Consider the following 20,218-nt stretch of genomic DNA (forward strand, 5'->3'; position numbering starts at 1 on the left):
ACGCGGTCGACACTGACTGTGACCGAGTCTAGAAATCCCGGCGCGCCCCGGACACCCCCTAGAGTGGGTGGCATGCGGCTTTCGATCGTCGACTCGTTCACCGGCACCCCGTTCGCGGGCAATCCGGCCGGGGTGGTGCTGCTCGACCAGCCGGCCGACCCCGCGTGGATGCAGTCCGTGGCCGCCGAGCTGCGGCACTCCGAGACGGCGTTCGTCGAGGTGTCCGGCGACGGCCCGAAGTCGCTGCGCTGGTTCACGCCGACGGTCGAGGTGGACCTGTGCGGGCACGCGACCCTCGCCGCCGGGCACGTCCTGGGCGGTGAGCAGGTGTTCACGACCCGCAGCGGCGAGCTGCGCACCCGCGCCGCCGACGGGTGGGTCAGCATGGACTTCCCGAGCGACCCGCCCCGCGCAGCCGAAGACGACGTCGTCGGCGCTCTGCCGGGCGTGACGGTCGCGAGCGTCGCACGCGGCAAGTGGGACATCCTGGTCGAGGCCACCGACGCGGCCCAGGTGCGCGAGCTGAAGCCGGACCTCGACGTCATCGCCGGCTGGGACGCGCGCTGCGTGATCGTCACCGCGCCCGCCGACCGGGACGACGCCGACTTCGTCAGCCGGGTCTTCGGGCCCGCCGTCGGCGTGCCCGAGGACCCGGTGACCGGCTCGGCGCACTGCCTGCTCGCGCCGTTCTGGGCGGCGCAGCTGGGCCGCGCCGAACTGGTCGGCGAGCAGGCATCGGAGCGCGGCGGGATCGTCCGGGTCGTGCTGAACGGGGACCGGGTGACGCTGTCCGGGCAGGCCGTCACCGTCGTCAGCGGGGAGCTGCACGCCTGATGCGACTCGTCCTGAACCTGATCTGGCTGGTGTTCGCCGGCTTCTGGATGGCCCTGGCGTACGTGGTCGCGGGGATCATCTGCTGCGTCCTGATCATCACGATCCCGTTCGGCATCGCGTCGTTCCGCATCGCGAACTACGCGCTGTGGCCGTTCGGCCGGACGATCGTCGACCGCCGCGACGCCGGGGCCGGGTCCCTGCTCGGCAACGTCATCTGGATCGTCTTCGCCGGGTTCTGGCTCGCGATCGGCCACATCGTCACCGGGATCGCCCTGTGCGTCACGATCATCGGGATCCCGCTCGGGCTGGCGAACTTCAAGCTCATCCCGGTCTCCCTGATGCCGCTGGGCAAGACGATCGTGCCGGTCGACCGCGGCACCGAGGCGTACTACCGCCCCTGACCGAGCCAGGTCGTGCACGCCGCCCGGAGCGCCTCGGCACCCTGCGGCGCCACCCACGCCACGTGACCGTCCGGGCGGATGAGGACGGCGTCCGGAACGGGCTGCGTGCACTTGGCGGCGACGAGATCGAGACGACCCGGCCAGCTCCGCGCGACCGCGGCCAGTTCCGGATCGCCGGCGAGGTCGAGCAGCACCGCCCGGCCCGGGTGCAGCAGGGTGAACAGCCGGGTCGCACCGCGCTCGGTGACCAGGTCGAGGTCGGGAACCCGCCGTCCCAGCAACGGATCCGCGTCGCCGAGCGGGTAGCGGACGTCCAGCGCGGAGATCATGCCCGCGAGCGCGGAGTTCACGTCGTCGATCTCGATCAGCCCGGCGAACACCTCCCGCAGCGCCTCGGTCTGCGCGCCCGGGCGGCCCAGCGCGGTCTGGGCCCGCGTGTTGTGCAGGACCCGGTGCCCCACCGGGTGCCGCTCCGCGTGGTAGGTGTCCAGCAGGGACTCGGGCGCGTGGCCGCGGACGACCGCGGCGAGCTTCCAGCCCAGGTTGACCGCGTCCTGCACCCCCGTGTTCAGCCCCTGCCCGCCGGCCGGGTAGTGGATGTGCGCCGCGTCCCCGGCGAGCAGCACGCGGCCCCGCCGGTAGTCCGCGGCCTGCCGGGCGGCGTCACCGTACCGGGAGATCCAGCGGGGGCTGTGCATCCCGAAGTCGGTGCCCGCGATCTTGACCAGTGACTCCCGCAGCCGGTCGGCCGTGACCGGCTCGTCCCGGCCGGCCACCCGGTCGTACTCGGTCGTCATGACGCGGTACCAGCCCGGTTCGAACCCCAGCACCGAGAAGTCGCCGTGCTCGGTGCGCCGCATGAAGACCGGCTCGCCGGGCGGGTCGGTGAGTTCGACGTCGCCGAGCAGCGCGGTGAGGGTCGCCGGGGTGCCGGGGAACTCGATACCGGCGAGCCTGCGGACGGTGCTGCGCCCGCCATCGCACCCGGCCAGGTAGGCCGCGTCGAAGGTGGTGCCGTCCGCCACCGCGACCTCGACGCCGTCGGCGCCCTGCCGGACCCCGGTCACCTCCGACGACCAGCGCACCCGCACCCCGAGTTCGGCGGCCCACTGTTCGAGCAGCTGTTCCACCTGGGTCTGCAACAGGTTCAGCACGAACGGGTACCGTGTCGGCAGCCGGCTGAAGTCCAGCCACAGCCCGGAAAAGTGCCCCACGTTCCGGGGGCGGCCGGGCGTCAGGAACCGGTCGGCGACACCCCGCTGGTCCAGGACTTCCAGGGTGCGCGCGTGCAACCCGCCCGCGCGTGACTCGCCGCGGCGCCCGGGCAGCCGGTCCAGCACCGTCACGTCCACGCCGGCCAGCCGCAGCTCGCAGGCCAGCATCAGACCGGTCGGCCCGCCGCCGGCGATCACCACATCCGTCATCACGCTCTCCTCTCTAACATGATTAGAGAGTTCTCTACTTCTGTTAGAGTGTCAAGCCGTGGCGATCAACCCCGAGGTCATCGCGCGGACCGCGCTGCGACTGCTCACCGACGTCGGCCTCGACGGGCTCACCATGCGCGTGGTGGCGACGGAACTGGGCGTGCGGGCCCCGACCCTGTACTGGCACGTGAAGAACAAGCAGGAACTGCTCGACGCGATGGCGACAGCGATCCTCCTCGAAGCCCTGGACGGCCTGGAGGCCCCGGGCGCAGGCGTCACCTGGGAGGAGTGGCTGGCGGACAACGCCCGGCAGCTGCGGCGCACGATGCTGCGCTACCGCGACGGGGCGCGCGTGCTGGCGGGCACGAACACCGCGCACCCGGCGATGTTCCGGTTCGTCGAACTCACCCTGCGCACGCTGCGGGACGCCGGCTTCACGCTGGACGACGCCGCGGAGGCCTACCCGACCCTGCTGAACTACACGATCGGCTTCACCATCGAAGAACAGGCCCGCACCGGCGTCGCCTACGAAGGGGACAACCCGTACGAACCGGACCGGCTGGAGCGCATGGTGGACGGCGACCAGTTCCCGCTGAGCGCCCGTCTGGTGCGGCGCCTGTTCAGCCCGGACACCGACGCCGCCTTCGAGGCCGGGCTGGACATCGTCCTGACCGGCATCCGCACGAAGTACGGCATCGGCACCTGATCACTCGGACACGAGTGCCCGCAACAACTCGACCAACGATTCCTGCCTGTCCCGGTCCAGGGACACCAGCGGCGAAGTCCGGTTGAGGCGCTCCAGCACCCCGGAGCGCGCCTGGACTCCGGCGTCGGTCAGCACGATCTCCTTGGCGCGCCGGTCGGTGGGGTGCGGCCGCCGCCGCACCAGCCCCTGGTCCTCCAGGCGGTCGATCACGAACGTCGCGTTCGAGGCCTCGCACGACATCCGGCTCGCCAGTTCGCGCGCCGTGATCGGCTCGGACAGCTCGCGCAGGGCGACGACCTGCGCCGGCGTCAGGCCGACCTCCTCCCCGACCCGGCGGACCTGCACGTCGAGGCGGCGGGCGAACTCGTGCACCAGCTTGCACACGTCGCGATCGATCTCGACATCCGCCATGCCACGAGTCTAGCGAAGATGGTTCGAGCTATGGTAGTTCTAGCTCGTATTATTACAACTCGAACCTTCTTGGGGGTGGACAGTGCCGTTGTCCGTGTTCTCGCTGATGCTCGTGGTCTTCGGGCTCACGACCGGCGAGTTCGTGATCGCCGGGCTCGTCCCGGACGTGGCGGCCGGGCTGTCGGTGTCCGTGCCGGCGGCCGGGTTGCTCGTGAGCGCCTACGCGGTCGGCATGATCGTCGGTGGTCCGGTCGTCACCGTGCTGACCGCGCGCATCGGCCGGAAACCGCTGATCATCGGGCTCGTCGCGGTGTCCGTGCTGGGCAACCTGGGATCCGCCGTCGCGCCGGGGTACGCCGTCCTGCTGCTGTCGCGGTTCGTCGCGGGCCTGATCGTCGCGACGTTCTTCGCGGTCGCGATCACGACCACGGCGGCGATGGCGCCGGAGGGCAGGCAGTCGAGCATGATCGCCAAGGTCGCGCTGGGCATGAACCTCGGCATCATCCTGGGCACCCCGCTGGGCACGTTCGTCGGGCACCACGCCGGGTGGCGGGCCACGTTCGTCGCCGTCGCCGCGATCACGCTGCTCGCGCTGCTGCTGGTGCTGCGGTTCGTGCCGGCGTTCCCCGCGGCGGGCGGGTCGGCCGTGCGCGACCTCCGTGTGCTCGCGGATCGCGAGGTGCAGCTCGGGATCGTCCTGACGGCCGTCGGGAACCTCGGCGTCGTCACCGTCTTCACCTACATCGCCCCGCTGCTGACCGACGTCGCCGGGTTCGCCGCGGACGCGGTGCCGGTGCTGCTGCTGGTGTACGGCGCCGGCGCGGTGATCGGGAACCTGCTCGGCGGGCGGCTGGCGGACCGCGCGCTGATGCCGTCACTGGCCTGGATGCTGACCGCGCTGGCCGGCACCCTGGTGCTGTGGTGGCTCGCCGCGGACAACCGGGTGGCGGTGGCGGTCCTGACGTTCGTCCTCGGCGCGCTGGCGTTCGCGATCATCCCCGGGATGCAGACGCGGGTGCTCACGGCGGCGGGAGCGGCGCCCACGCTGGCGATCGCGGTGAACGCCTCCGGGTTCCAGCTCGCCGCGGCCTTCGGCGGATGGCTGGGCGGCGGGCTGATGGCGGGCGCCGGGCCACGCGCCCTCTACCCGGCGGCCGCCCTGACCACCCTCGCCGGCCTGGGTATCGCACTGGCGATGCTGCGCCGCGACCGGGCGAAGACGGTCAGTCCTCCGGCTGCCACGGCAGCGGAACGATGAGGCAGGGCCCGCCGACGAACAACCCGCCGTCGATGCCCAGCACCTTGCCCCCGGCGTACAGGTAGGGCGCCTCGATCTGGCTGGGGTGGATCCCGAGCTGGTCGGCGATCACGCTGTGCCCGTGCACGATCCGCTCGCCGCCGAGCTGCTCCAGCAGGTAGTCGGCGATGTCCGGGCCGTGCGGCCCGCGGAAGGCGTAGCGCGTCGTCATGCGGCGCCACACGTCCCACCACTCCACCAGGTCCTCACCGGCCAGGATCTCCCGCACGGTGGTGTTGATGTCCTCGGCGTCGTCGCCCCAGTCGAGGTATTCGACGGTGTCCGAGTGCATCAGCAGGTGGTTCGCGGCGTGCGCGACCAGCGGGCGGCTGGTCAGCCACTCGACGTGCTCGTCGGTCAGCGCGTCCTGATCGGACAGCTGCCCGCCGTTGATCTCCCAGCTGCGGGCGAAGCTGCGCGGCCCGAAATCGGACGGCACCTCGGTGTCGCCGAACCGGTGCATGCCCAGCAGCAGGATCTCGTGGTTGCCGAGCAGCGTCCGCGTCGACCCGCCCGCCTCGGCGGCCTGCCGGTGCAGCCGCATCACGAGGTCGATCACGCCGATCCCGTCCGGGCCGCGGTCGACGAAGTCGCCGAGGAACCACAGGTGCGCCTGCCCACCGGACCAGTCACCGGCCTCGTCGACCAGCCCGGCCCGGCGCAACGCGGCCGCCAGCTCGTCCCGGTGCCCGTGCACGTCGCCGACGACGTAGGTGCGGGCATCGGGGCGCTGGTGGTCGTCCATCCCTCGACGATAGGCGGTTGCCGCAGGTCAGGTGAGCACCGCCCCGTCCCCGAACGGGTCCTGGGTGCGGCCGACCAGATCCGCGATCGAGTCGAGCACCAGCGTCGGCCGGTACGGGTACCGCTCGGCCGACTCCTTCGTCGAGATGCCGGTGAGCACCAGGATCGTCTGCAGCCCGGCCTCGATCCCGGAGTGCACGTCGGTGTCCATCCGGTCGCCGATCATGACCGTGCCCTCGGAGTGCGCGCCGAGGGTGCGCAGCGCCGAGCGCATCATCAGCGGGTTCGGCTTGCCCACGAAGTACGGCTGCCGCCCGGTGGCCCGCTCGATGAGGGCGGCTATCGACCCGGTGGCCGGCAGGCTGCCCTCCAGGCTGGGCCCGGTGGCGTCCGGGTTGGTCGCGATGAACTTCGCCCCGGCCTCGATGAGCCGGATGGCACGGGTGATCGCGGTGAAGCTGTACGTGCGCGTCTCGCCGAGCACGACGTAGTCCGGGTCGCGGTCGGTGAGCACGTACCCGGCCTCGTGCAGCGCGGTGGTCAGCCCGGCCTCGCCGATGACGAACGCCGACCCGCCGGGCCGCTGGCTGTGCAGGAACTTCGCGGTGGCCAGCGCGGAGGTCCAGATGCGCTCCTCCGGCACGTCCAGCCCGGTGCGCAGCAGCCGCGCCCGCAGGTCCCGCGGGGTGTAGATGGAGTTGTTGGTCAGCACCAGGAACGGGGTGTCGTTGGCCCGCAGCTCGGCGAGGAACTCGTCGGCGCCGGGCACCAGGTGCTCCTCGTGCACCAGCACGCCGTCCATGTCGGTCAGATACGTCCAACGGCTCATGCCTGAAGACTAGCCGGGTGCACCGTCACCGCGGTGGCCTTGATCGCGAGCCGGACCGGCACGCCCGGCTCCAGACCCAGGTCGGCGACCGCGGCCGGGGTGAGGTCCGCGGACAGACCCGCCGCCCAGCCCGCACCCGCGGCCCGCACCCGGATCACCGGTCCGTGTGGTTCGAGCGCGCCGACGACCGCCGCGATCGTGTTGCGCGGGCTGCCGTGCGGGCCGTCGTCGGCGGGGTGGACCGACACCGCGCTGGGCTCGAAGACCGCCACGGCGGGCTCGTTCTCGACCGCGTCCGGCGCCAGGATCCCGGCCACCACCGCGCCGTCCGCGGTCCGCAGCCCGCCCTCGACCGCGGTGCCGGGGACCAGGTTGAGCCCGGCGATCCGCGCGGTGAACGCCGTCCGGGGCGCGGCCAGCACCTCGCGCGTCGGACCGCGTTCGACCACCCGGCCGGCGGACAGCACGACGACGTGGTCGGCCAGGGCCAGCGCGTCCAGCGGATCGTGGGTGACCAGCACGGTCGCCCGGTGCGGGTCGGCGGCCAGCACGCGGCGCAGCAGGCCGCGGATCGCCGGGGCGGCGTCGACGTCGAGCGCCGCCAGCGGCTCGTCGAGCAGCAGCAGGTCCGGGTTGCCGGCCAGGGCGCGGGCGACCGCGACGCGCTGCGCCTGGCCGCCGGAGAGCTGCCCGGGCTTGCGGTCGGCGAACTCGGCGGCGTCCACTTCGGCCAGCCAGTGCCGGGCGATCTCCCGCGACCGCGCGCGGCTCGCGCCCTTGGACCGCGGCGAGAACGCGACGTTGTCCACAACGGACAGATGCGGGAAGAGCAGCGCGTCCTGCGACAGCAGCCCGACCGCCCGGTCGTGCGCCGGGAGGTCGTGCAGGTCCCGGCCGCCGAGGGTGATCACGGCGTGGTCCGGGCGGAACAACCCGGCCAGGCAGCCGAGGATGCTGGACTTGCCGGAGCCGTTCGGGCCCAGGATCGCCAGCACGCTCCCGGCCGGCACGTCGAAGTCCACGGACAGGCCGAAGGTGCCGCGCGTCAGCTCGATCTCGGCGTGCAGGCTCACCGCGCGGTCCCCTCCAGCGCCCGCGGCCGGGCGACCGCGATGACCACGATCGCGACGACGATCAGCAGCAGCGCCAGCGCGACCGCGCTGTCCACGTCGACCTCGGCCTGCGTGTAGACCTCCAGCGGCAGCGTCCGGGTCACGCCCTCGAGGCTGCCGGCGAAGGTGATGGTGGCGCCGAACTCGCCCAGCGCGCGGGCGAAGCTGAGCACCGCGCCCGAGCCGAGCGCGGGCATCAGCAGCGGGATCGTGACGCGGCGGAACACCGTCCACGGCCGGGCGCCGAGCGTCGAGGCGATCTGCTCGTAGCGGTCCCCACCGCTGCGCAGCGCGCCCTCCAGGCTCACCACGAGGAACGGCATCGCGACGAACGTCTGCGCGATGATCACCGCGGTCGTGGTGAACGGGATCTGCACGCCACCGGTGACGCTCAGCAGGTAGCCGAGGAACCCCTTGCGGCCCAGCAGGTAGAGCAGCGCGAGCCCGCCGACGACGGGCGGCAGGACCAGCGGCAGCAGCACGATCGCCCGCAGGATCCGGATGCCGGGCACGGTCGAGCGGGCGAGCACGACCGCGAGCGGCACGCCGAGCACGATGCACGCGAGCGTCGACACGGCCGCCGTCTCCAGCGACAACCGCAGCGCGGCGAGCGAGGCGTCGGTGACGATCAGGCCGGGAACGCGGCGGAGGTCGGTCCGCACCAGCAGACCGACCACCGGCAGCACGACGAGCGCGAGGGCGAGCGCCGCGGGCACCCACAGCACCCACGGCACCCGCCGGGTCCTACGGAGCGCCAAAACCGGCCTTCCGCAGCTCGGTCCGGCCCTGCTCGCCCAGCACGAACGCGACCCACTGCTTCGCGAGTTCGCTCTGCGGCGCGTCCTCGACGACGGCGATCGGGTAGGAGTTGATCGCCGCGGCCGCCTCCGGGAAGTCGACCCGGTCGACCTTGCCCGCGGCGCTGGCGGCGTCGGTCACGTAGACCAGGCCGGCGTCCGCGTCCCCGGTCTGCACCTTGTTCAGCACCTGCTTTACGTCCTGCTCCTCGCTGGCCGGCTTCAGCGTGACACCGGTACTCCGCTCGACCTTCTCCGTCGCGGAGCCGCACGGCACCTGCGGCGCGCAGACCACGACGGTCAGGCCGTCCTTCGCGAGATCCGCGAAGCTCGTGATGCCCTTCGGGTTGCCCGGCGCGACCGCGATGGCCAGCCGGTTCGTCGCGAACACCGACGGCGAGCCGTCGATCACCCCGGCCTGCACGGCCTTGTCCATGTTGGTCTGGTCGGCCGAGGCGAACACGTCGGCCGAGGCGCCGTTGGACAGCTGCTGCACGAGCGCGGACGAGCCGGCGAAGTTGAACTTCACGTCGGTGCCCGGGTGGCTGCTCTCGAAGGCCGTCTCCAGCGCGGTGAACGACTCGGTGAGCGAGGCGGCGGCGAACACGGTCAGCGTCCCGCTCTCGCTCCCGCCCGACGAGCCGCAACCGGCGACCAGCAACGCGACCGCGACCAGGGCGCCTGCCTTCGTCAACTCTGTCCTCCCGGAGTCTCGACGACCACCGTGGTCGCCTTCACCACCGCGACCGCCAGCGCCCCCGGCTTGAGGCCGAGCTCGCGCACCGCTTCGGCGCTCATCAGCGACACCACGCGGAACGGGCCGCACTGCAACTCGACCTGGGCCATCACCTTGTCCACGACCACGTCGGTGACCAGGCCGACGAACCGGTTGCGGGCCGACCGGCCGACGCCGGAGGGGTCGTGGGGCCGCGCGGCCTGTTCCCGCGCGAACGCGGCCAGCTCCGCGCCGTCGACGACCTTGCGGCCGGCGCCGTCGGTGGTGGCGGTCAGCTGCCCGCCCCGCACCCAGCGCCGGACGGTGTCGTCGCTGACGCCGAGCAGTTCGGCGGCCTCGGATAACCGGAATTGCGGCATGCGGAGGACATTACTTCCGCATTTGCGGAAAAGCTACGGGTTGCCGCCGAGAACGTCCTCCCGCATCAAGGCGAGCAGTTCGTTCTGGTAGCGCTCGATGACCTCGCGTTCGGCCGGGCCGAACTTCTCCAGCACCTTCTCGGTGACCACGAGCGCCGACTCGAACAGCGGCGCCACCTTCTCCTCGTCCACCGGCAGCACCTCGACCAGGACCTTGCGGCGGTCCTTGGCGTCCCGCACCCGGCGGACGAATCCCGCGCGCTCCAGGCGATCGATCACCCCGGTGACCGCGCCGGTGGACAGACCGGTGAGCTTGGCGATCTCGCCCGCGGTCAGCGGCCCGTCGGCGCGGGCGGCCAGGTCGAGGGCCTTGTGGTCGGTGGCGGACAGGCCCATCTTCTCGGCGATCTGGGCGTGCCGGAGGACGGCGAGGGTGCTGCTTTCGCGGCCGATCTCGGCGAACCGCGCCAGCACGTCGCGCGGCACCGGGTACCTTTTTTCCTCCGGCATCCGGCGCGTCCCTTCCCAAGTCGTCTGCGCGGTTGAAACACTCTGCTTCCGAGACATTCTAGTGAGGATCGGCCGGACGGTCGGCGGGTTAGGCTGGTGTCAATGAGTGCGGTAGATCTCGGGCTCCCCCGCGTGCCGGGCACACGCGGAACCACGCAGCCCCGCCCCGACAACCCCGCCCTCGTCGACACGTTCGGCCGTGTGGCCACGGACCTGCGCGTGTCGCTGACCGACCGCTGCAACCTCCGCTGCACGTATTGCATGCCGGCCGAGGGCCTGCCCTGGATGCCGGGCGACGAGGTGCTCACCGACAGCGAACTGGTGCGGCTGCTGCGGATCGCGGTCGAACGGCTCGGGGTCACCGACATCCGGCTCACCGGCGGTGAACCGCTGCTGCGGCCCGGGCTCGAGCACCTGGTCGCCGAGATCACGGCGTTGCGCCCGCGGCCCCGGCTGTCCATGACCACCAACGGGATCGGGCTCGCCAAGCGCGCCCGCGCGTTCGCCGAGGCGGGTCTGGACCGGATCAACATCTCGCTCGACACCGTCGACCCCGAAACGTTCGCGAAGATCACCCGGCGCGACCGGCTGAGCCACGTGCTGGACGGCCTCGCCGCCGCGCGCGCCGCCGGGCTGGACCCGGTGAAGGTCAACGCGGTGCTGCTGCGCGGGATCAACGAGCACGAGGCCGCCCCGCTGCTGCGGTTCTGCCTCGAGCACGGCTACCACCTGCGATTCATCGAGCAGATGCCGCTGGACGCCCAGCACGGCTGGAACCGCGCCGACATGGTGACGGCCGAGGAGATCTTTTCCTTGCTCAGCAAGGAGTTCACGCTCTCGCCCAGCCCGGAGGCACGCGGCGGGGCGCCCGCGGAGCGCTGGCTCGTCGACGACGGGCCGGCCGACGTCGGGATCATCGCGTCGGTCACGCGGCCGTTCTGCGCGGCCTGCGAGCGCACCCGGCTGACCGCCGACGGCGCCGTGCGGTCGTGCCTGTTCAGCAACGACGAGACGGATCTGCGGGCGCTGTTGCGCGGCGGCGCCGGCGACGAGGAGATCGCCCAGGCCTGGCGGATGACGATGTGGGACAAGCTGGCCGGCCACGAGATCAACGACGCCGGCTTCGCCCAGCCGATCCGGCCGATGAGCGCGATCGGGGGATGAGTCTTGACCGTCAGCGTCCTGGTGCGCTATTTCGCGTCCGCGCGCGCGGCCGCGGGCGTGGAAGAAGAGGTACTCCAGTTGCCGGCGGGCGCCTCGGTCGCCGAGGCCGTCGTCGCTCTCCGTGATCGCCATCCGGAGACCCTGCCCCGGATCCTCCAGGCGGCCAGCTTCCTCGTCGACGGGGTGGCCGTCCGCGACCCCTCACGTCCCCTCCCGGAGGGGGCCGAACTCGACGTGCTGCCGCCCTTCGCGGGCGGTTGAACGAGGTTCACGAATGGTCCAACCGCGCCAAAACGACGTGACCCAGACCTCACGATCGGTGAAATATCTCGACTTGGAAACGGCCAGGTAACGGCGCGCTGACCAGGAGAAACGACGAGATCGGCACAGGTTGCTCGATGTTACTGTGATGTAGGTCACACGTCGAATAATTTCCGATCACGCTCGCCGTTACGTACCGTCGCTTTTCGGCTGGCCCCGACCGGCCACGGCAACACCGGGATTCCGAGCGCCAAGTCCTGTCCGGCGGAATCCCGGACCAAACCCCGAGCGAAAGAAGATCTTCCGGACAGGGACGAAGAGGGTCGGACCCGAGCGTTCCGCGAAGGCCCGATTGGCTCGCCCGGACCCCGCCGGGTGGAGCAGGACCCGTTCCCGGGTTCGCCTCGCAGCATGGCTCGTCGGCGCGAAGATCGAGTTGATGGAATGTCCTACCGAGGCAAGCACCGCAAGATGTCCCCCGCCGCTCGCAACATCGCCCGAGTCGCTGTCGCGGGTATCGCGGTCGGCACCCCGCTGGCGATCGCCGCGACCCCCGCGCAGGCCGCCAGCGTCAACTGGGACGCCATCGCGCAGTGCGAGAGCGGTGGCAACTGGAGCACCAACACCGGCAACGGCTACTACGGTGGTCTGCAGTTCTCCGCCAGCACCTGGAAGGCCTACGGCGGCACCGGCAACCCGGCGAACGCGTCGCGTGAGCAGCAGATTGCCGTCGCCGAGCGCGTCCTGCAGGGCCAGGGCATCGGCGCCTGGCCGGTGTGTGGCAAGAAGGCCGGCTCTTCGGCGAGCTACAAGGGCAGCAACACCCAGGGCTCGACCCAGAAGAAGGCCGCCACGCCGAAGAAGAAGACCACCACCACCGCTCCGAAGAGCACGCCCAAGAAGAGCACCCCGGCTCCGGCGGTGAGCGTTCCGACCTCCAACCCGAACGGTGACTACACCGTGGTGGCCGGCGACACGCTGTCCGAGATCGCCAAGAAGTTCAACGTCGAGGGCGGCTACCAGAAGCTCCAGGAGCTGAACTCGCAGTACATCTCGAACCCGAACCTGATCCTGGTCGGGCAGAAGATCGCCACGAAGTGACGCTGGGGGTGTCCGGCCGCCCCACCGCAATCCCCCGGGCGGTGGGGCGCCGGCACCCTGGCGGTTCGGGTTCTCGTGACCCGTACCCGCCCGCGTCCGGCCCTCAGGGCCGTTGGCCTGCTCCGTCCCGCCCCAGTCGGTTCGGGTAGGTCCCCGGGGGGCCACCACGGCCAGGGAGTCGACCGACGCGAGCCGCCCCAGCGGTTCCGGGCAGGGCGCCCCGATCCGCCGTGATCAGGGGGAAGTTGACCCACTCGTCTGCGCCCCAGCGCTTCGGGCAGGCTCCCAGGCCACCACGGTCAGGGAGTCCGCCCACTTGAGCCGCCCAGCGGTCCGCGCAGGTCCCCTCAGGCCACCACGGCCAGGGAGTCGACCGACGCGAGCCGCCCCAGCGGTTCCGGGCAGACCCCTAGGCCGCCCCGATCAGGGGAAGTTGGCCTGCTCGTCCCGCCCCAGCGGTGTGAGCAGGCTCCCGCGGTCCGCCGCGATCAGGGGGAGTTGACTCACTCGTCCGCGCCTCAGCGCTTCGGGCAGGCCCCTCATGCCACCACGGTCAGGGCGGTGACCCGCTTGAGCCGCCCAGCGGTTCCGGGCAGGCCCCCAGGCCGCCTGATCAGGGGGAGTTGACCCACTCGTCCGTGCCATCGGTGAAGTGCTGGTGCTTCCACACCGGCAACTGGGCCTTCACCTCGTCGACGAGCTCGGCGCAGGTCGCGAAGGCCTCGGCACGGTGGTCGGCGGAGACGGCGCAAGCCAGCGCCACGTCCCCGATCTCGAGCGCCCCAACCCGATGGCTGACAGCGACGGCCCGAACCCCCCTCGGGCGGCCGGCAACCTGAGCCACCACGCGGGCGAGAACGTCCCCCGCAGTCGGGTGCCCCTCGTAGAAGAGCGCCTTGACGCCCTTCCCCCCATCGTGGTCCCGGACGACACCACCGAAGGTGACAACCGCCCCGGCGGCCTGATCATCCACGAGGGCAGCATGCTCCTCGACGGACAAGGCCCGATCCGTCACCTCGGCCCGCACGATGCGCGTGGCCGCCGATTCCGCGCTCACCGCGCCCTGGAGGTCGGCAGCGTCCGATCCCGCCCCAGCCCCCTCCGGCGCCTCAGCACCAGCCTGAGGACCGTCCACGGCGCTCCCGGCGTCAGCCTGGGCACCCGGCGCAGCTGCGGCACCAGCCGCCTCAGAACCTCCAGCGGCCGCACCCCCCACTCCGGCACCCGGCTCAGCCGCCTCCAAGCCGTTCGCGGCCACCGGGCCGTCCGCGCTCGTCACCGTGGCCCCCGCAGCGGCCGCCTCCCCGGCCGGACGCGGGTGGTCGCCACCCGCGAGCTGGTCCACCGCGTGCATCAGCACCCCGTCGAGCACGCCGAGCCCGTCCGTCACCCCGCCGCGCGAGCCGGGCAGGTTCACCACCAGCGTCCGGCCCGCCACGCCGGCCAGGCCCCGCGACAGCACCGCCGTCGGCACCTTCGGCAGCCCCGCCGACCGGATCGCCTCCGCGAGCCCCGGCAGCTGGTGGTCCAGCAGCGGCGCCGTCACATCCGGCGTGCGGTCCGTCGGCGACACCCCGGTCCCGCCGGTCGTGATGACCACCTGCACGTCGTCACGCAGCGCCTCGCGCAGGGCCTGGGCCACCGGGTCACCGTCGGGCACCACCCGCGGCTCCGGCACGTCGAACCCGCGCTCCCGCAGCCACCCGACGATCACCGGCCCCGTGTGGTCCGCATACACCCCCGCCGACGCCCGGTTCGACGCGACGATCACCCGTGCCGTGCGCTTCTCGTTGCTCATGGCCGCTCCCAGACACCGGACTTGCCACCGAGCTTGCGCTCCAAACGGACCCCGTCCAACGTGGCTGCGGGATCGACGGCCTTGATCATGTCGTGCACGGTGAGCCCCGCGACGGCAACCGCCGTCAGCGCCTCCATCTCGACCCCCGTGCGATCGGTGGTCTTGACGGTCGCCGTGATGCGCACTTCCGCCGGCCCCAGGTCGAACTCGACCGTCACGCCGGACAGGGCGATCTGGTGGCACAACGGGATCAGCTCCGGGACCTTCTTGGCCCCCATGATCCCGGCGATCCGCGCGGTCGCTAGAGCGTCACCCTTGGGCAGGCCGTCGCGGGACAGCAGGTCGATCACCTCGGCCGTGGTGCGCACGACCCCGGTGGCGACCGCGGTGCGCGCGGTGGCCTCCTTGCCGGAGACGTCGACCATCCGGGCAGCGCCCTTGTCGTCGACGTGGCTCAGTTCACTCACGCCGACAAGGCTAAACGCCCGGGGACCGGCTCAACCCACCCGCACCGGCTGGTTGATGCGAATCGCGTTGCCGAACGGGTCCCGCAGCCCGCAGTCGATGCCGTACGGGCGCTCCGTCGGCTCCTGCGTGAACTCCACGCCCTTCGCCAGCAACTCCTCGTACGTCTTGCGGCAGTCGTCCGTCGTCAGGCCGATCCAGCCGCCCGTCGCGCCCTTCGCCAGCAGCTCGCGCACCTGCGAAGCGGTCGCCTCGTCCATCGCGGGCGGGCCGGGCTTCTCCAGGAGGATCTCGCGCCCGGGCTCGCCGGGCACGCACACCGTCAGCCATCGCATGAAGCCGAGGTCCTGGTCGATCTTGACCTCCAGCCCGAGCTTGCCCACGTAGAAGTCGAGCGCCTCGTCCTGGTCGGTCACGAAGATCTGGGAGAGAGTGATCGCGTTGAACATGCCCGCAACGCTAATCAGCCGGCCCCGCCCCTGGCTTCTCCGAAACTGCTCGGTCGCGTCCAGGCCATCGCGAAGCACGTGGGCGCCGCCACCGCCCCTGCGCCGCCGGCGCGGTACTCCGACGGCGACTGCCCGACGATCTCGCGGAACGTGCGGCTGAACGTGCCCAGGCTGGTGAACCCCACGGCGAGGCAGATGTCGGTGATGCTGCGATCGCTCTCCCGCAGCATGAACATCGACCGCTCCACCCGCCGCCGCTGCAGGTACCGGTGCGGCGTCTCGCCGAAAGTGGCGCGGAACGTGCGGATGAAGTGCGCCTCCGAGACGTGCACCATCCGGGCCAGGGCCGCGACGTCGAGGGGCTGCGCGTAGGCGCGGTCCATCGCGTCGCGGGCCCGCAGCATCCGCCGGTTCGACTCCTCGACGGCGCGGCTCATCAGCTCGTGGCGCCGGACTTCCGCGCCGCCGCCTTGACCGCCTCCGCGACGGCCGGGGCCACCGCCGAGTCGAACACGCTCGGCACGATGTAGGAGGCGTTGAGCCGGTCGTCCACCACGTCGGCGATCGCGTTCGCGGCGGCGAGCAGCATGTCGTCGGTGATCTCGTGCGCCTGCGCGTCGAGCAGGCCCCGGAACACGCCGGGGAACGCGAGCACGTTGTTGATCTGGTTCGGGTAGTCGCTGCGCCCGGTGGCGACGACCGCCGCGTGCTTCTGCGCTTCGAGCGGGTCGATCTCCGGGTCCGGGTTGGCCAGCGCGAACACCACCGGGTTCGGCGCCATCGTCGCGACCTGCTCGGCCCCGAACAGGTTCGGCGCGGACACCCCGATGAACACGTCGGCACCGACGAGCGCGTCGTGCAGCGTGCCGGACACGTTGTCCTTGTTGGTGTTCTCGGCCAGCCACCGCAGGTTCTCGTCCAGATCGGACCGGCCCAGGTGGACGATGCCGTTGATGTCGGCGGCGATGATGTCGCCCGGCTTCTTGTGCATCAGCAGCCGCATGATCGCCGAGCCGGCCGCGCCCGCGCCGCTCACCACGATCTTGCAGTCCTCGATCTCCTTGCCCACCACGCGCAGCGCGTTGCGCAGGGCGGCGACCACGACGATGGCGGTGCCGTGCTGGTCGTCGTGGAACACCGGGATGTCGAGCTGCTCGCGCAGCCGCTTCTCGATCTCGAAGCAGCGCGGCGCGGCGATGTCCTCGAGGTTGATGCCGGCGTACACCGGCGCGAGCGCCTTGACGATCTTGATGATCTCCTCGGTGTCCTGGGTGTCCAGGCACACCGGCCAGGCGTCGACGTCGGCGAACTTCTTGAACAGCGCCGCCTTGCCCTCCATCACCGGCAGGGCCGCGGACGGGCCGATGTTGCCGAGGCCGAGGACGGCCGAACCGTCGGTGACGACCGCGACCGTGTTGCGCTTGATGGTCAGGCGCCGCGCGTCGGCCGGGTTGGCGGCGATCGCCTGGCACACCCGCGCCACGCCCGGCGTGTACGCGCGGGAGAGGTCGTCACGGTTGCGGAGCTGGACCTTCGGCGACACCGACAGCTTGCCGCCGAGGTGCATGAGGAAGGTGCGGTCGGAGACCTTGCGCACCCGGACGCCGGGCAGCGCGTCGAGCGCGTCGGTCACGACCTCGACGTGGTCGGCGTTGGAGACGTTCGCCGTGATGTCGACGACGATCGCGTCGGCGTGGGACTCGACCACGTCGAACGCGGTCAGCACGCCGCCGACCCGGCCCACCGCCGAGGTGAGGTCGCCCGCGGCGCTCGCGGACGGCGGCGCCTCGACACGAACGGTGATCGAATACCCGGGGCCGGGAACCGGCACGGCAGTAACCCCCTGCTGTCTACTTGTTGATCTCGGTCTCGGGGTGCACGTACGGCACGGTGTCGAGCGGGAACGTCACGTTCCCGAACGGCGACAGCGCGCCCTGGCGGTCCGCCGAGAGCTCGGTGACCGGGTGCTCGCCGTCCGGCAGATGCGGCCAGGTGGGGTCGATACGACCGCTCTTCTTGTCCTTGTCGCCCTTCGCCACTTCATCCTCCAGTGCTCGGCACCTACGGTTCCCAGTTTGCCTCACAGCCACCCGAACCCGATGGTCAGGGCAGGTATCCTCACCTGTGATGCCCGCGACCTCCCTGGCGGACTGGCTGCGGTCCGCGTCCGACGACGAGCTGGGCGTGCTCCTGCAGGCCAGGCGCGACCTGGCGACCCCGCCGCCGTCCGACAGCACCGTGCTGGCCACCCGCGCCGGCACCCCCGGATCGGTCGCCAGGGCGATGGAGGACCTGGACACCTTCACCCTTTCCGTGCTCGACGCGCTGCTGGTCGCCGACGCCGACACCGAAGCCGTCCCGCTCGCCCGAGTCGCCGAACTGGTCGGCACCGACGTCCGGTCCGCCGTGGACCGGCTGCGCTCGCGGGTGCTGGCCTGGGGCGACGACGACGCGGTCCGCGTGATCCCCGCCGCGCGCGAGCTGGCCGGGCCGTTCCCGGCCGGGCTCGGCGCGTCCGCGCCCGGCCTGGACGCCGAGTCCGCGCTCGCCGAGGTCGGCGACGACGAACGCGGGCTGCTCGGCGCCCTCGCCGCCGGTCCGCCCATCGGGCGCACCCGGGACGCGGCGGCCGAACCGTCGCTGGCCGCGGACGCGAAACCGGTGCAGAAGCTGCTCGCCCGCGGACTGCTGCTGCGCCGCGACGACGACACGGTCGAGCTTCCCCGCGAGGTGGCGATCGCGCTGCGCGGCGGCCGGATCTGCTCGCCCAAGGCGTTGCGGGAACCGGAGCTGCCCACCAAGCCGCACCAGCAGTCCACAGTGGACGCGGCGGCCGCGGGCGAGGCGATGGAGTTCCTGCGGCAGACCGAATCGCTGCTCACGCAGTGGTCGGAACAGCCGCCACCGGTGCTGAAGTCCGGTGGTCTCGGGGTGCGTGAGCTGCGGAAGCTGGCCCGCGAACTGGACACCGACGACAACCGCGCGACGCTGCTGGCCGAGCTGGCGGTGGCGGCCGGGCTGGTCGCGGACAGCCAGAGCACCAGCCCGGAGTGGGTGCCGACGACGCTGGCCGATTCGTGGCTGGCGTCCGAGCCGGCGCAGCGGTGGGTCATCCTCGCCGAGGCGTGGCTGGACCTGCCGCGGCTGCCCGCGCTAGTCGGTCAGCGCGACGCGAAGGACAAGCCGATCGTCCCGCTGTCCGACGACCTGCGGCGGCCGCTCGCGCCCGCGGTGCGGCGGCGGGTGCTGGGGACGCTGGCCGAGCTGCCGCGCGGCGCCGGTGTGCACGGCGCGGACGACCTGGTCGAGCTGCTCGCGTGGCGGGCGCCGCGCCGGGGCGGGCGGTTGCGGGACGAGATGGTGCGGTGGACGTTCGCCGAGGCGTCGGCGCTGGGCGTGATCGCGCTGGGTGCGCTGACCACGGCGGCCGGGGCGCTGGTGGACGGGGATCGCGCGGGCGCGCTGAACGCGGTGTACGACGCGATGCCCAAGCCCATCGGGCACGTGCTGGTGCAGGCCGATCTGACGGTGGTGGCGCCGGGGCCGCTGGAAATGGACCTGGCCGCGGAGATCGCCGCGGTGGCCGACGTCGAGTCCGCCGGGCACGCGACGGTCTACCGGATCACGGAGGCGTCGGTGCGGCGGGCGCTGGACACCGGCCGGACCGCCGACGAGCTGCACGAGCTGTTCCGGAAGCGGTCGGCGACCGAGGTGCCGCAGTCGCTGACGTACTTGATCGACGACGTCGCGCGGCGGCACGGCAGGCTGCGTGGCGGGGCGGCGGGCTCGTTCCTGCGGTGTGACGACGAGGTGCTGCTCGCGGAGGTGATGGGCAACTCGGTGTCCGGCGAGTACGAGCTGCGCAAGATCGCGCCGACGGTGCTGGTCAGCCCGTATCCGCTGGCCGAGGTGCTGGACGGGTTGCGGGCGGCCGGTTTCGCCCCGGCGGCGGAGGGGCCGGACGGGCGGGTGATGGACCTGCGCCCGGCGGGACGGCGGGTGCCCGCGCGGCCACGTGCGGCGCGGCGGGTGGTGCCCGAGCCGGCCGGGTTGACCGGCGAGCAGGCCGCGTCGGTGGTCGCGCACGTCCGGGCGGGCGACCGCGCGGCGGCGAGCCGCAAGGGGGCGGCCGTGCGCCTGCCGGGTGGCGGTGGGGGTTCGGACACGGCGGCCACGATGGCGCTGCTGGCACGAGCCCACCGCGAACGGCGCGAGGTGTGGATCGGCTACGTGGACGCCCACGGAACGGCCAGCCAGCGAATCGTCAGGCCGACCCAGGTGGGAGGCGGCGTACTGATCGGCAGCGACGACGAGCGGTACCCGCTGCACCGGATCACCTCAGCCGCCCTGGTGGACGACTGAGGGTTGGGTTTTCGGGCTCGCGGGCAGCACCCACGACGGAGTCAGAGCCGCCGCAGGCCTTGCAGCACCCGGTTCATGAACTCGCGCGACGAGCGGTCGCCGAAGGACAGCCCGGACTGGTGGATCAGCACCAGCCCGGCGTTGTCCAGGTCGCTGACCAGCACCTTCACCACGTTGAGCGGCAGATCCAGGTACGCGGCGATCTCCGCGATCGACCGCGGCTCGGCGCACAGGCAGCAGATCCGACGGTGCTGCACGCCGGTCACGGCCTGCGGCACGCGACCCCGGTCGGTGGTCGACACCAGCGCCTCGAGCGCCAGCTCGTAGTCCGGCCGGGTGCGGCCGCCGGTACGGGCGTAGGGGCGCATGATCATCCGCGTCCGCACGGACGCCTCCGAGCCCCTCGACTGCGAGGGCGGCACCCCCGGCAGCGCACCGTTGGCCGCGAAGCCGGCCCC

The 20,218-nt window shown here is 72.1% G+C and carries 24 protein-coding genes; 8 read left to right on the top strand and 16 right to left on the bottom strand.

Going from position 1 to position 20,218, the window contains the following annotated elements; genetic code table 11:
- The first annotated feature begins 72 nt into the window (after nucleotides 1-72).
- Together L1857_RS33900 and L1857_RS33905 are read left to right on the top strand one after the other, a co-directional pair.
- Nucleotides 73-834 carry a PhzF family phenazine biosynthesis protein gene (locus L1857_RS33900; protein WP_094005802.1) on the top strand — a complete coding sequence of 254 codons (762 nt, stop codon included), beginning with the start codon at nucleotides 73-75 and terminating at the stop codon, nucleotides 832-834.
- Complete coding sequence (locus L1857_RS33905) at nucleotides 834-1,235, top strand: YccF domain-containing protein (RefSeq protein WP_116111333.1); 402 nt, start codon at nucleotides 834-836, stop codon at nucleotides 1,233-1,235. Before L1857_RS33900 ends, L1857_RS33905 begins: the two co-directional genes overlap by 1 nt.
- On the opposite strand, the gene L1857_RS33910 is transcribed toward L1857_RS33905, so the two are convergent.
- Nucleotides 1,223-2,659, bottom strand: coding sequence for an FAD-dependent monooxygenase (locus tag L1857_RS33910; RefSeq protein WP_249467269.1), 1,437 nt, complete (start codon nucleotides 2,657-2,659; stop codon nucleotides 1,223-1,225). The two genes, L1857_RS33905 and L1857_RS33910, sit on opposite strands and share 13 nt — an antisense overlap.
- A gap of 58 nt (nucleotides 2,660-2,717) precedes the next feature.
- Between L1857_RS33910 and L1857_RS33915 the strand changes: the two genes are divergently transcribed.
- Nucleotides 2,718-3,365 (top strand): TetR/AcrR family transcriptional regulator C-terminal domain-containing protein, encoded by a 648-nt coding sequence (locus tag L1857_RS33915; protein ID WP_094005799.1) that lies wholly within the window; start codon nucleotides 2,718-2,720, stop codon nucleotides 3,363-3,365.
- On the opposite strand, the gene L1857_RS33920 is transcribed toward L1857_RS33915, so the two are convergent.
- Entirely contained in the window at nucleotides 3,366-3,776 is a 411-nt protein-coding gene (locus tag L1857_RS33920) for a MarR family winged helix-turn-helix transcriptional regulator (protein ID WP_094005798.1), read from the bottom strand.
- An 82-nt stretch (nucleotides 3,777-3,858) separates the two neighbouring features.
- Between L1857_RS33920 and L1857_RS33925 the strand changes: the two genes are divergently transcribed.
- Nucleotides 3,859-5,034 carry an MFS transporter gene (locus L1857_RS33925; RefSeq protein WP_233157289.1) on the top strand — a complete coding sequence of 392 codons (1,176 nt, stop codon included), beginning with the start codon at nucleotides 3,859-3,861 and terminating at the stop codon, nucleotides 5,032-5,034.
- On the opposite strand, the gene L1857_RS33930 is transcribed toward L1857_RS33925, so the two are convergent.
- Genes L1857_RS33930 through L1857_RS33960 form a run of 7 tightly spaced genes read right to left on the bottom strand, consistent with a single transcriptional unit; the run spans nucleotide 5,000 to nucleotide 10,160 of the window.
- Entirely contained in the window at nucleotides 5,000-5,818 is an 819-nt protein-coding gene (locus L1857_RS33930) for a metallophosphoesterase family protein (RefSeq protein WP_116111331.1), read from the bottom strand. The genes L1857_RS33925 and L1857_RS33930 overlap by 35 nt on opposite strands.
- Nucleotides 5,819-5,845: 27 nt before the next feature.
- On the bottom strand, nucleotides 5,846-6,646 hold the full coding sequence (locus tag L1857_RS33935) for an HAD-IIA family hydrolase (RefSeq protein WP_116111330.1): 801 nt from the start codon (nucleotides 6,644-6,646) through the stop codon (nucleotides 5,846-5,848).
- Entirely contained in the window at nucleotides 6,643-7,719 is a 1,077-nt protein-coding gene (locus L1857_RS33940) for a sulfate/molybdate ABC transporter ATP-binding protein (protein WP_116111329.1), read from the bottom strand. Before L1857_RS33940 ends, L1857_RS33935 begins: the two co-directional genes overlap by 4 nt.
- Entirely contained in the window at nucleotides 7,716-8,492 is a 777-nt protein-coding gene (locus tag L1857_RS33945; RefSeq protein ID WP_094005794.1) for an ABC transporter permease, read from the bottom strand. The genes L1857_RS33940 and L1857_RS33945 overlap by 4 nt, the downstream gene beginning before the upstream one ends.
- Before the next feature lie 10 nt (nucleotides 8,493-8,502).
- Nucleotides 8,503-9,249 (bottom strand): molybdate ABC transporter substrate-binding protein, encoded by a 747-nt coding sequence (modA, locus tag L1857_RS33950; RefSeq protein WP_116111328.1) that lies wholly within the window; start codon nucleotides 9,247-9,249, stop codon nucleotides 8,503-8,505.
- The gene (locus L1857_RS33955; protein ID WP_094005792.1) at nucleotides 9,246-9,650 is read right to left on the bottom strand and encodes a TOBE domain-containing protein; all 405 of its coding nucleotides are present in this window, start codon (nucleotides 9,648-9,650) and stop codon (nucleotides 9,246-9,248) included. Before L1857_RS33955 ends, modA begins: the two co-directional genes overlap by 4 nt.
- 33 nt (nucleotides 9,651-9,683) lie before the next feature.
- Nucleotides 9,684-10,160, bottom strand: a complete 477-nt coding sequence (locus L1857_RS33960) for a MarR family winged helix-turn-helix transcriptional regulator (RefSeq protein WP_162830721.1) — start codon at nucleotides 10,158-10,160, stop codon at nucleotides 9,684-9,686.
- Nucleotides 10,161-10,262: 102 nt separating this feature from the next.
- Between L1857_RS33960 and moaA the strand changes: the two genes are divergently transcribed.
- From moaA to L1857_RS33975, 3 genes are all read left to right on the top strand, one after another.
- Complete coding sequence (gene moaA, locus L1857_RS33965) at nucleotides 10,263-11,324, top strand: GTP 3',8-cyclase MoaA (RefSeq protein WP_116111327.1); 1,062 nt, start codon at nucleotides 10,263-10,265, stop codon at nucleotides 11,322-11,324.
- 3 nt (nucleotides 11,325-11,327) lie between these two features.
- A complete protein-coding gene (locus L1857_RS33970) occupies nucleotides 11,328-11,585 on the top strand; it encodes a MoaD/ThiS family protein (protein ID WP_094005789.1) in 258 nt (85 codons plus the stop codon).
- A 444-nt stretch (nucleotides 11,586-12,029) separates the two neighbouring features.
- On the top strand, nucleotides 12,030-12,686 hold the full coding sequence (locus L1857_RS33975) for a LysM peptidoglycan-binding domain-containing protein (RefSeq protein WP_094005788.1): 657 nt from the start codon (nucleotides 12,030-12,032) through the stop codon (nucleotides 12,684-12,686).
- A 613-nt stretch (nucleotides 12,687-13,299) separates the two neighbouring features.
- Here L1857_RS33975 and L1857_RS33980 read toward each other — a convergent pair.
- The 6 genes from L1857_RS33980 to L1857_RS34005 are packed head-to-tail and all read right to left on the bottom strand — an operon-like array spanning nucleotide 13,300 to nucleotide 17,437.
- Nucleotides 13,300-14,484, bottom strand: coding sequence for a molybdenum cofactor biosynthesis protein MoaE (locus tag L1857_RS33980; RefSeq protein WP_094005778.1), 1,185 nt, complete (start codon nucleotides 14,482-14,484; stop codon nucleotides 13,300-13,302).
- Nucleotides 14,481-14,951 (bottom strand): cyclic pyranopterin monophosphate synthase MoaC, encoded by a 471-nt coding sequence (moaC, locus tag L1857_RS33985; protein ID WP_094005777.1) that lies wholly within the window; start codon nucleotides 14,949-14,951, stop codon nucleotides 14,481-14,483. The genes L1857_RS33980 and moaC overlap by 4 nt, the downstream gene beginning before the upstream one ends.
- 30 nt (nucleotides 14,952-14,981) lie before the next feature.
- Complete coding sequence (locus tag L1857_RS33990) at nucleotides 14,982-15,398, bottom strand: VOC family protein (protein ID WP_094005776.1); 417 nt, start codon at nucleotides 15,396-15,398, stop codon at nucleotides 14,982-14,984.
- Nucleotides 15,399-15,412: 14 nt separating this feature from the next.
- Nucleotides 15,413-15,835 (bottom strand): helix-turn-helix domain-containing protein, encoded by a 423-nt coding sequence (locus L1857_RS33995; protein ID WP_094005775.1) that lies wholly within the window; start codon nucleotides 15,833-15,835, stop codon nucleotides 15,413-15,415.
- Nucleotides 15,835-17,229 (bottom strand): NAD-dependent malic enzyme, encoded by a 1,395-nt coding sequence (locus L1857_RS34000; protein WP_094005774.1) that lies wholly within the window; start codon nucleotides 17,227-17,229, stop codon nucleotides 15,835-15,837. The genes L1857_RS33995 and L1857_RS34000 overlap by 1 nt, the downstream gene beginning before the upstream one ends.
- Nucleotides 17,230-17,248: 19 nt before the next feature.
- Nucleotides 17,249-17,437: a hypothetical protein gene (locus L1857_RS34005; RefSeq protein WP_094005773.1), complete on the bottom strand. Its 189-nt coding sequence runs from the start codon at nucleotides 17,435-17,437 to the stop codon at nucleotides 17,249-17,251.
- An 88-nt stretch (nucleotides 17,438-17,525) separates the two neighbouring features.
- On the opposite strand from L1857_RS34005, the gene L1857_RS34010 reads away from it, so the two are divergent.
- A complete protein-coding gene (locus L1857_RS34010) occupies nucleotides 17,526-19,760 on the top strand; it encodes a helicase-associated domain-containing protein (protein WP_116111325.1) in 2,235 nt (744 codons plus the stop codon).
- 41 nt (nucleotides 19,761-19,801) lie between these two features.
- On the opposite strand, the gene L1857_RS34015 is transcribed toward L1857_RS34010, so the two are convergent.
- Complete coding sequence (locus tag L1857_RS34015; RefSeq protein WP_233157288.1) at nucleotides 19,802-20,146, bottom strand: DUF742 domain-containing protein; 345 nt, start codon at nucleotides 20,144-20,146, stop codon at nucleotides 19,802-19,804.
- Nucleotides 20,147-20,218: the final 72 nt, after the last annotated feature.

This window comes from Amycolatopsis thermalba (genome assembly GCF_023376025.1).
GTDB lineage: Bacteria > Actinomycetota > Actinomycetes > Mycobacteriales > Pseudonocardiaceae > Amycolatopsis_E > Amycolatopsis_E thermalba.

Bases quoted from the DNA above. Each gene is read 5' to 3' on its own strand.
- L1857_RS34010 (WP_116111325.1), top strand. From the start codon at position 17,526: ATGCCCGCGACCTCCCTGGCGGACTGGCTGCGGTCCGCGTCCGACGAC.
- L1857_RS33980 (WP_094005778.1), bottom strand. From the start codon at position 14,484: ATGAGCAACGAGAAGCGCACGGCACGGGTGATCGTCGCGTCGAACCGG.
- L1857_RS33955 (WP_094005792.1), bottom strand. From the start codon at position 9,650: ATGCCGCAATTCCGGTTATCCGAGGCCGCCGAACTGCTCGGCGTCAGC.
- L1857_RS33995 (WP_094005775.1), bottom strand. From the start codon at position 15,835: ATGAGCCGCGCCGTCGAGGAGTCGAACCGGCGGATGCTGCGGGCCCGC.
- L1857_RS33990 (WP_094005776.1), bottom strand. From the start codon at position 15,398: ATGTTCAACGCGATCACTCTCTCCCAGATCTTCGTGACCGACCAGGAC.
- L1857_RS33960 (WP_162830721.1), bottom strand. From the start codon at position 10,160: ATGCCGGAGGAAAAAAGGTACCCGGTGCCGCGCGACGTGCTGGCGCGG.
- L1857_RS33930 (WP_116111331.1), bottom strand. From the start codon at position 5,818: ATGGACGACCACCAGCGCCCCGATGCCCGCACCTACGTCGTCGGCGAC.
- L1857_RS33910 (WP_249467269.1), bottom strand. From the start codon at position 2,659: ATGACGGATGTGGTGATCGCCGGCGGCGGGCCGACCGGTCTGATGCTG.
- L1857_RS33905 (WP_116111333.1), top strand. From the start codon at position 834: ATGCGACTCGTCCTGAACCTGATCTGGCTGGTGTTCGCCGGCTTCTGG.
- L1857_RS33900 (WP_094005802.1), top strand. From the start codon at position 73: ATGCGGCTTTCGATCGTCGACTCGTTCACCGGCACCCCGTTCGCGGGC.
- L1857_RS33975 (WP_094005788.1), top strand. From the start codon at position 12,030: ATGTCCTACCGAGGCAAGCACCGCAAGATGTCCCCCGCCGCTCGCAAC.
- L1857_RS33935 (WP_116111330.1), bottom strand. From the start codon at position 6,646: ATGAGCCGTTGGACGTATCTGACCGACATGGACGGCGTGCTGGTGCAC.
- moaA (WP_116111327.1), top strand. From the start codon at position 10,263: ATGAGTGCGGTAGATCTCGGGCTCCCCCGCGTGCCGGGCACACGCGGA.
- L1857_RS33920 (WP_094005798.1), bottom strand. From the start codon at position 3,776: ATGGCGGATGTCGAGATCGATCGCGACGTGTGCAAGCTGGTGCACGAG.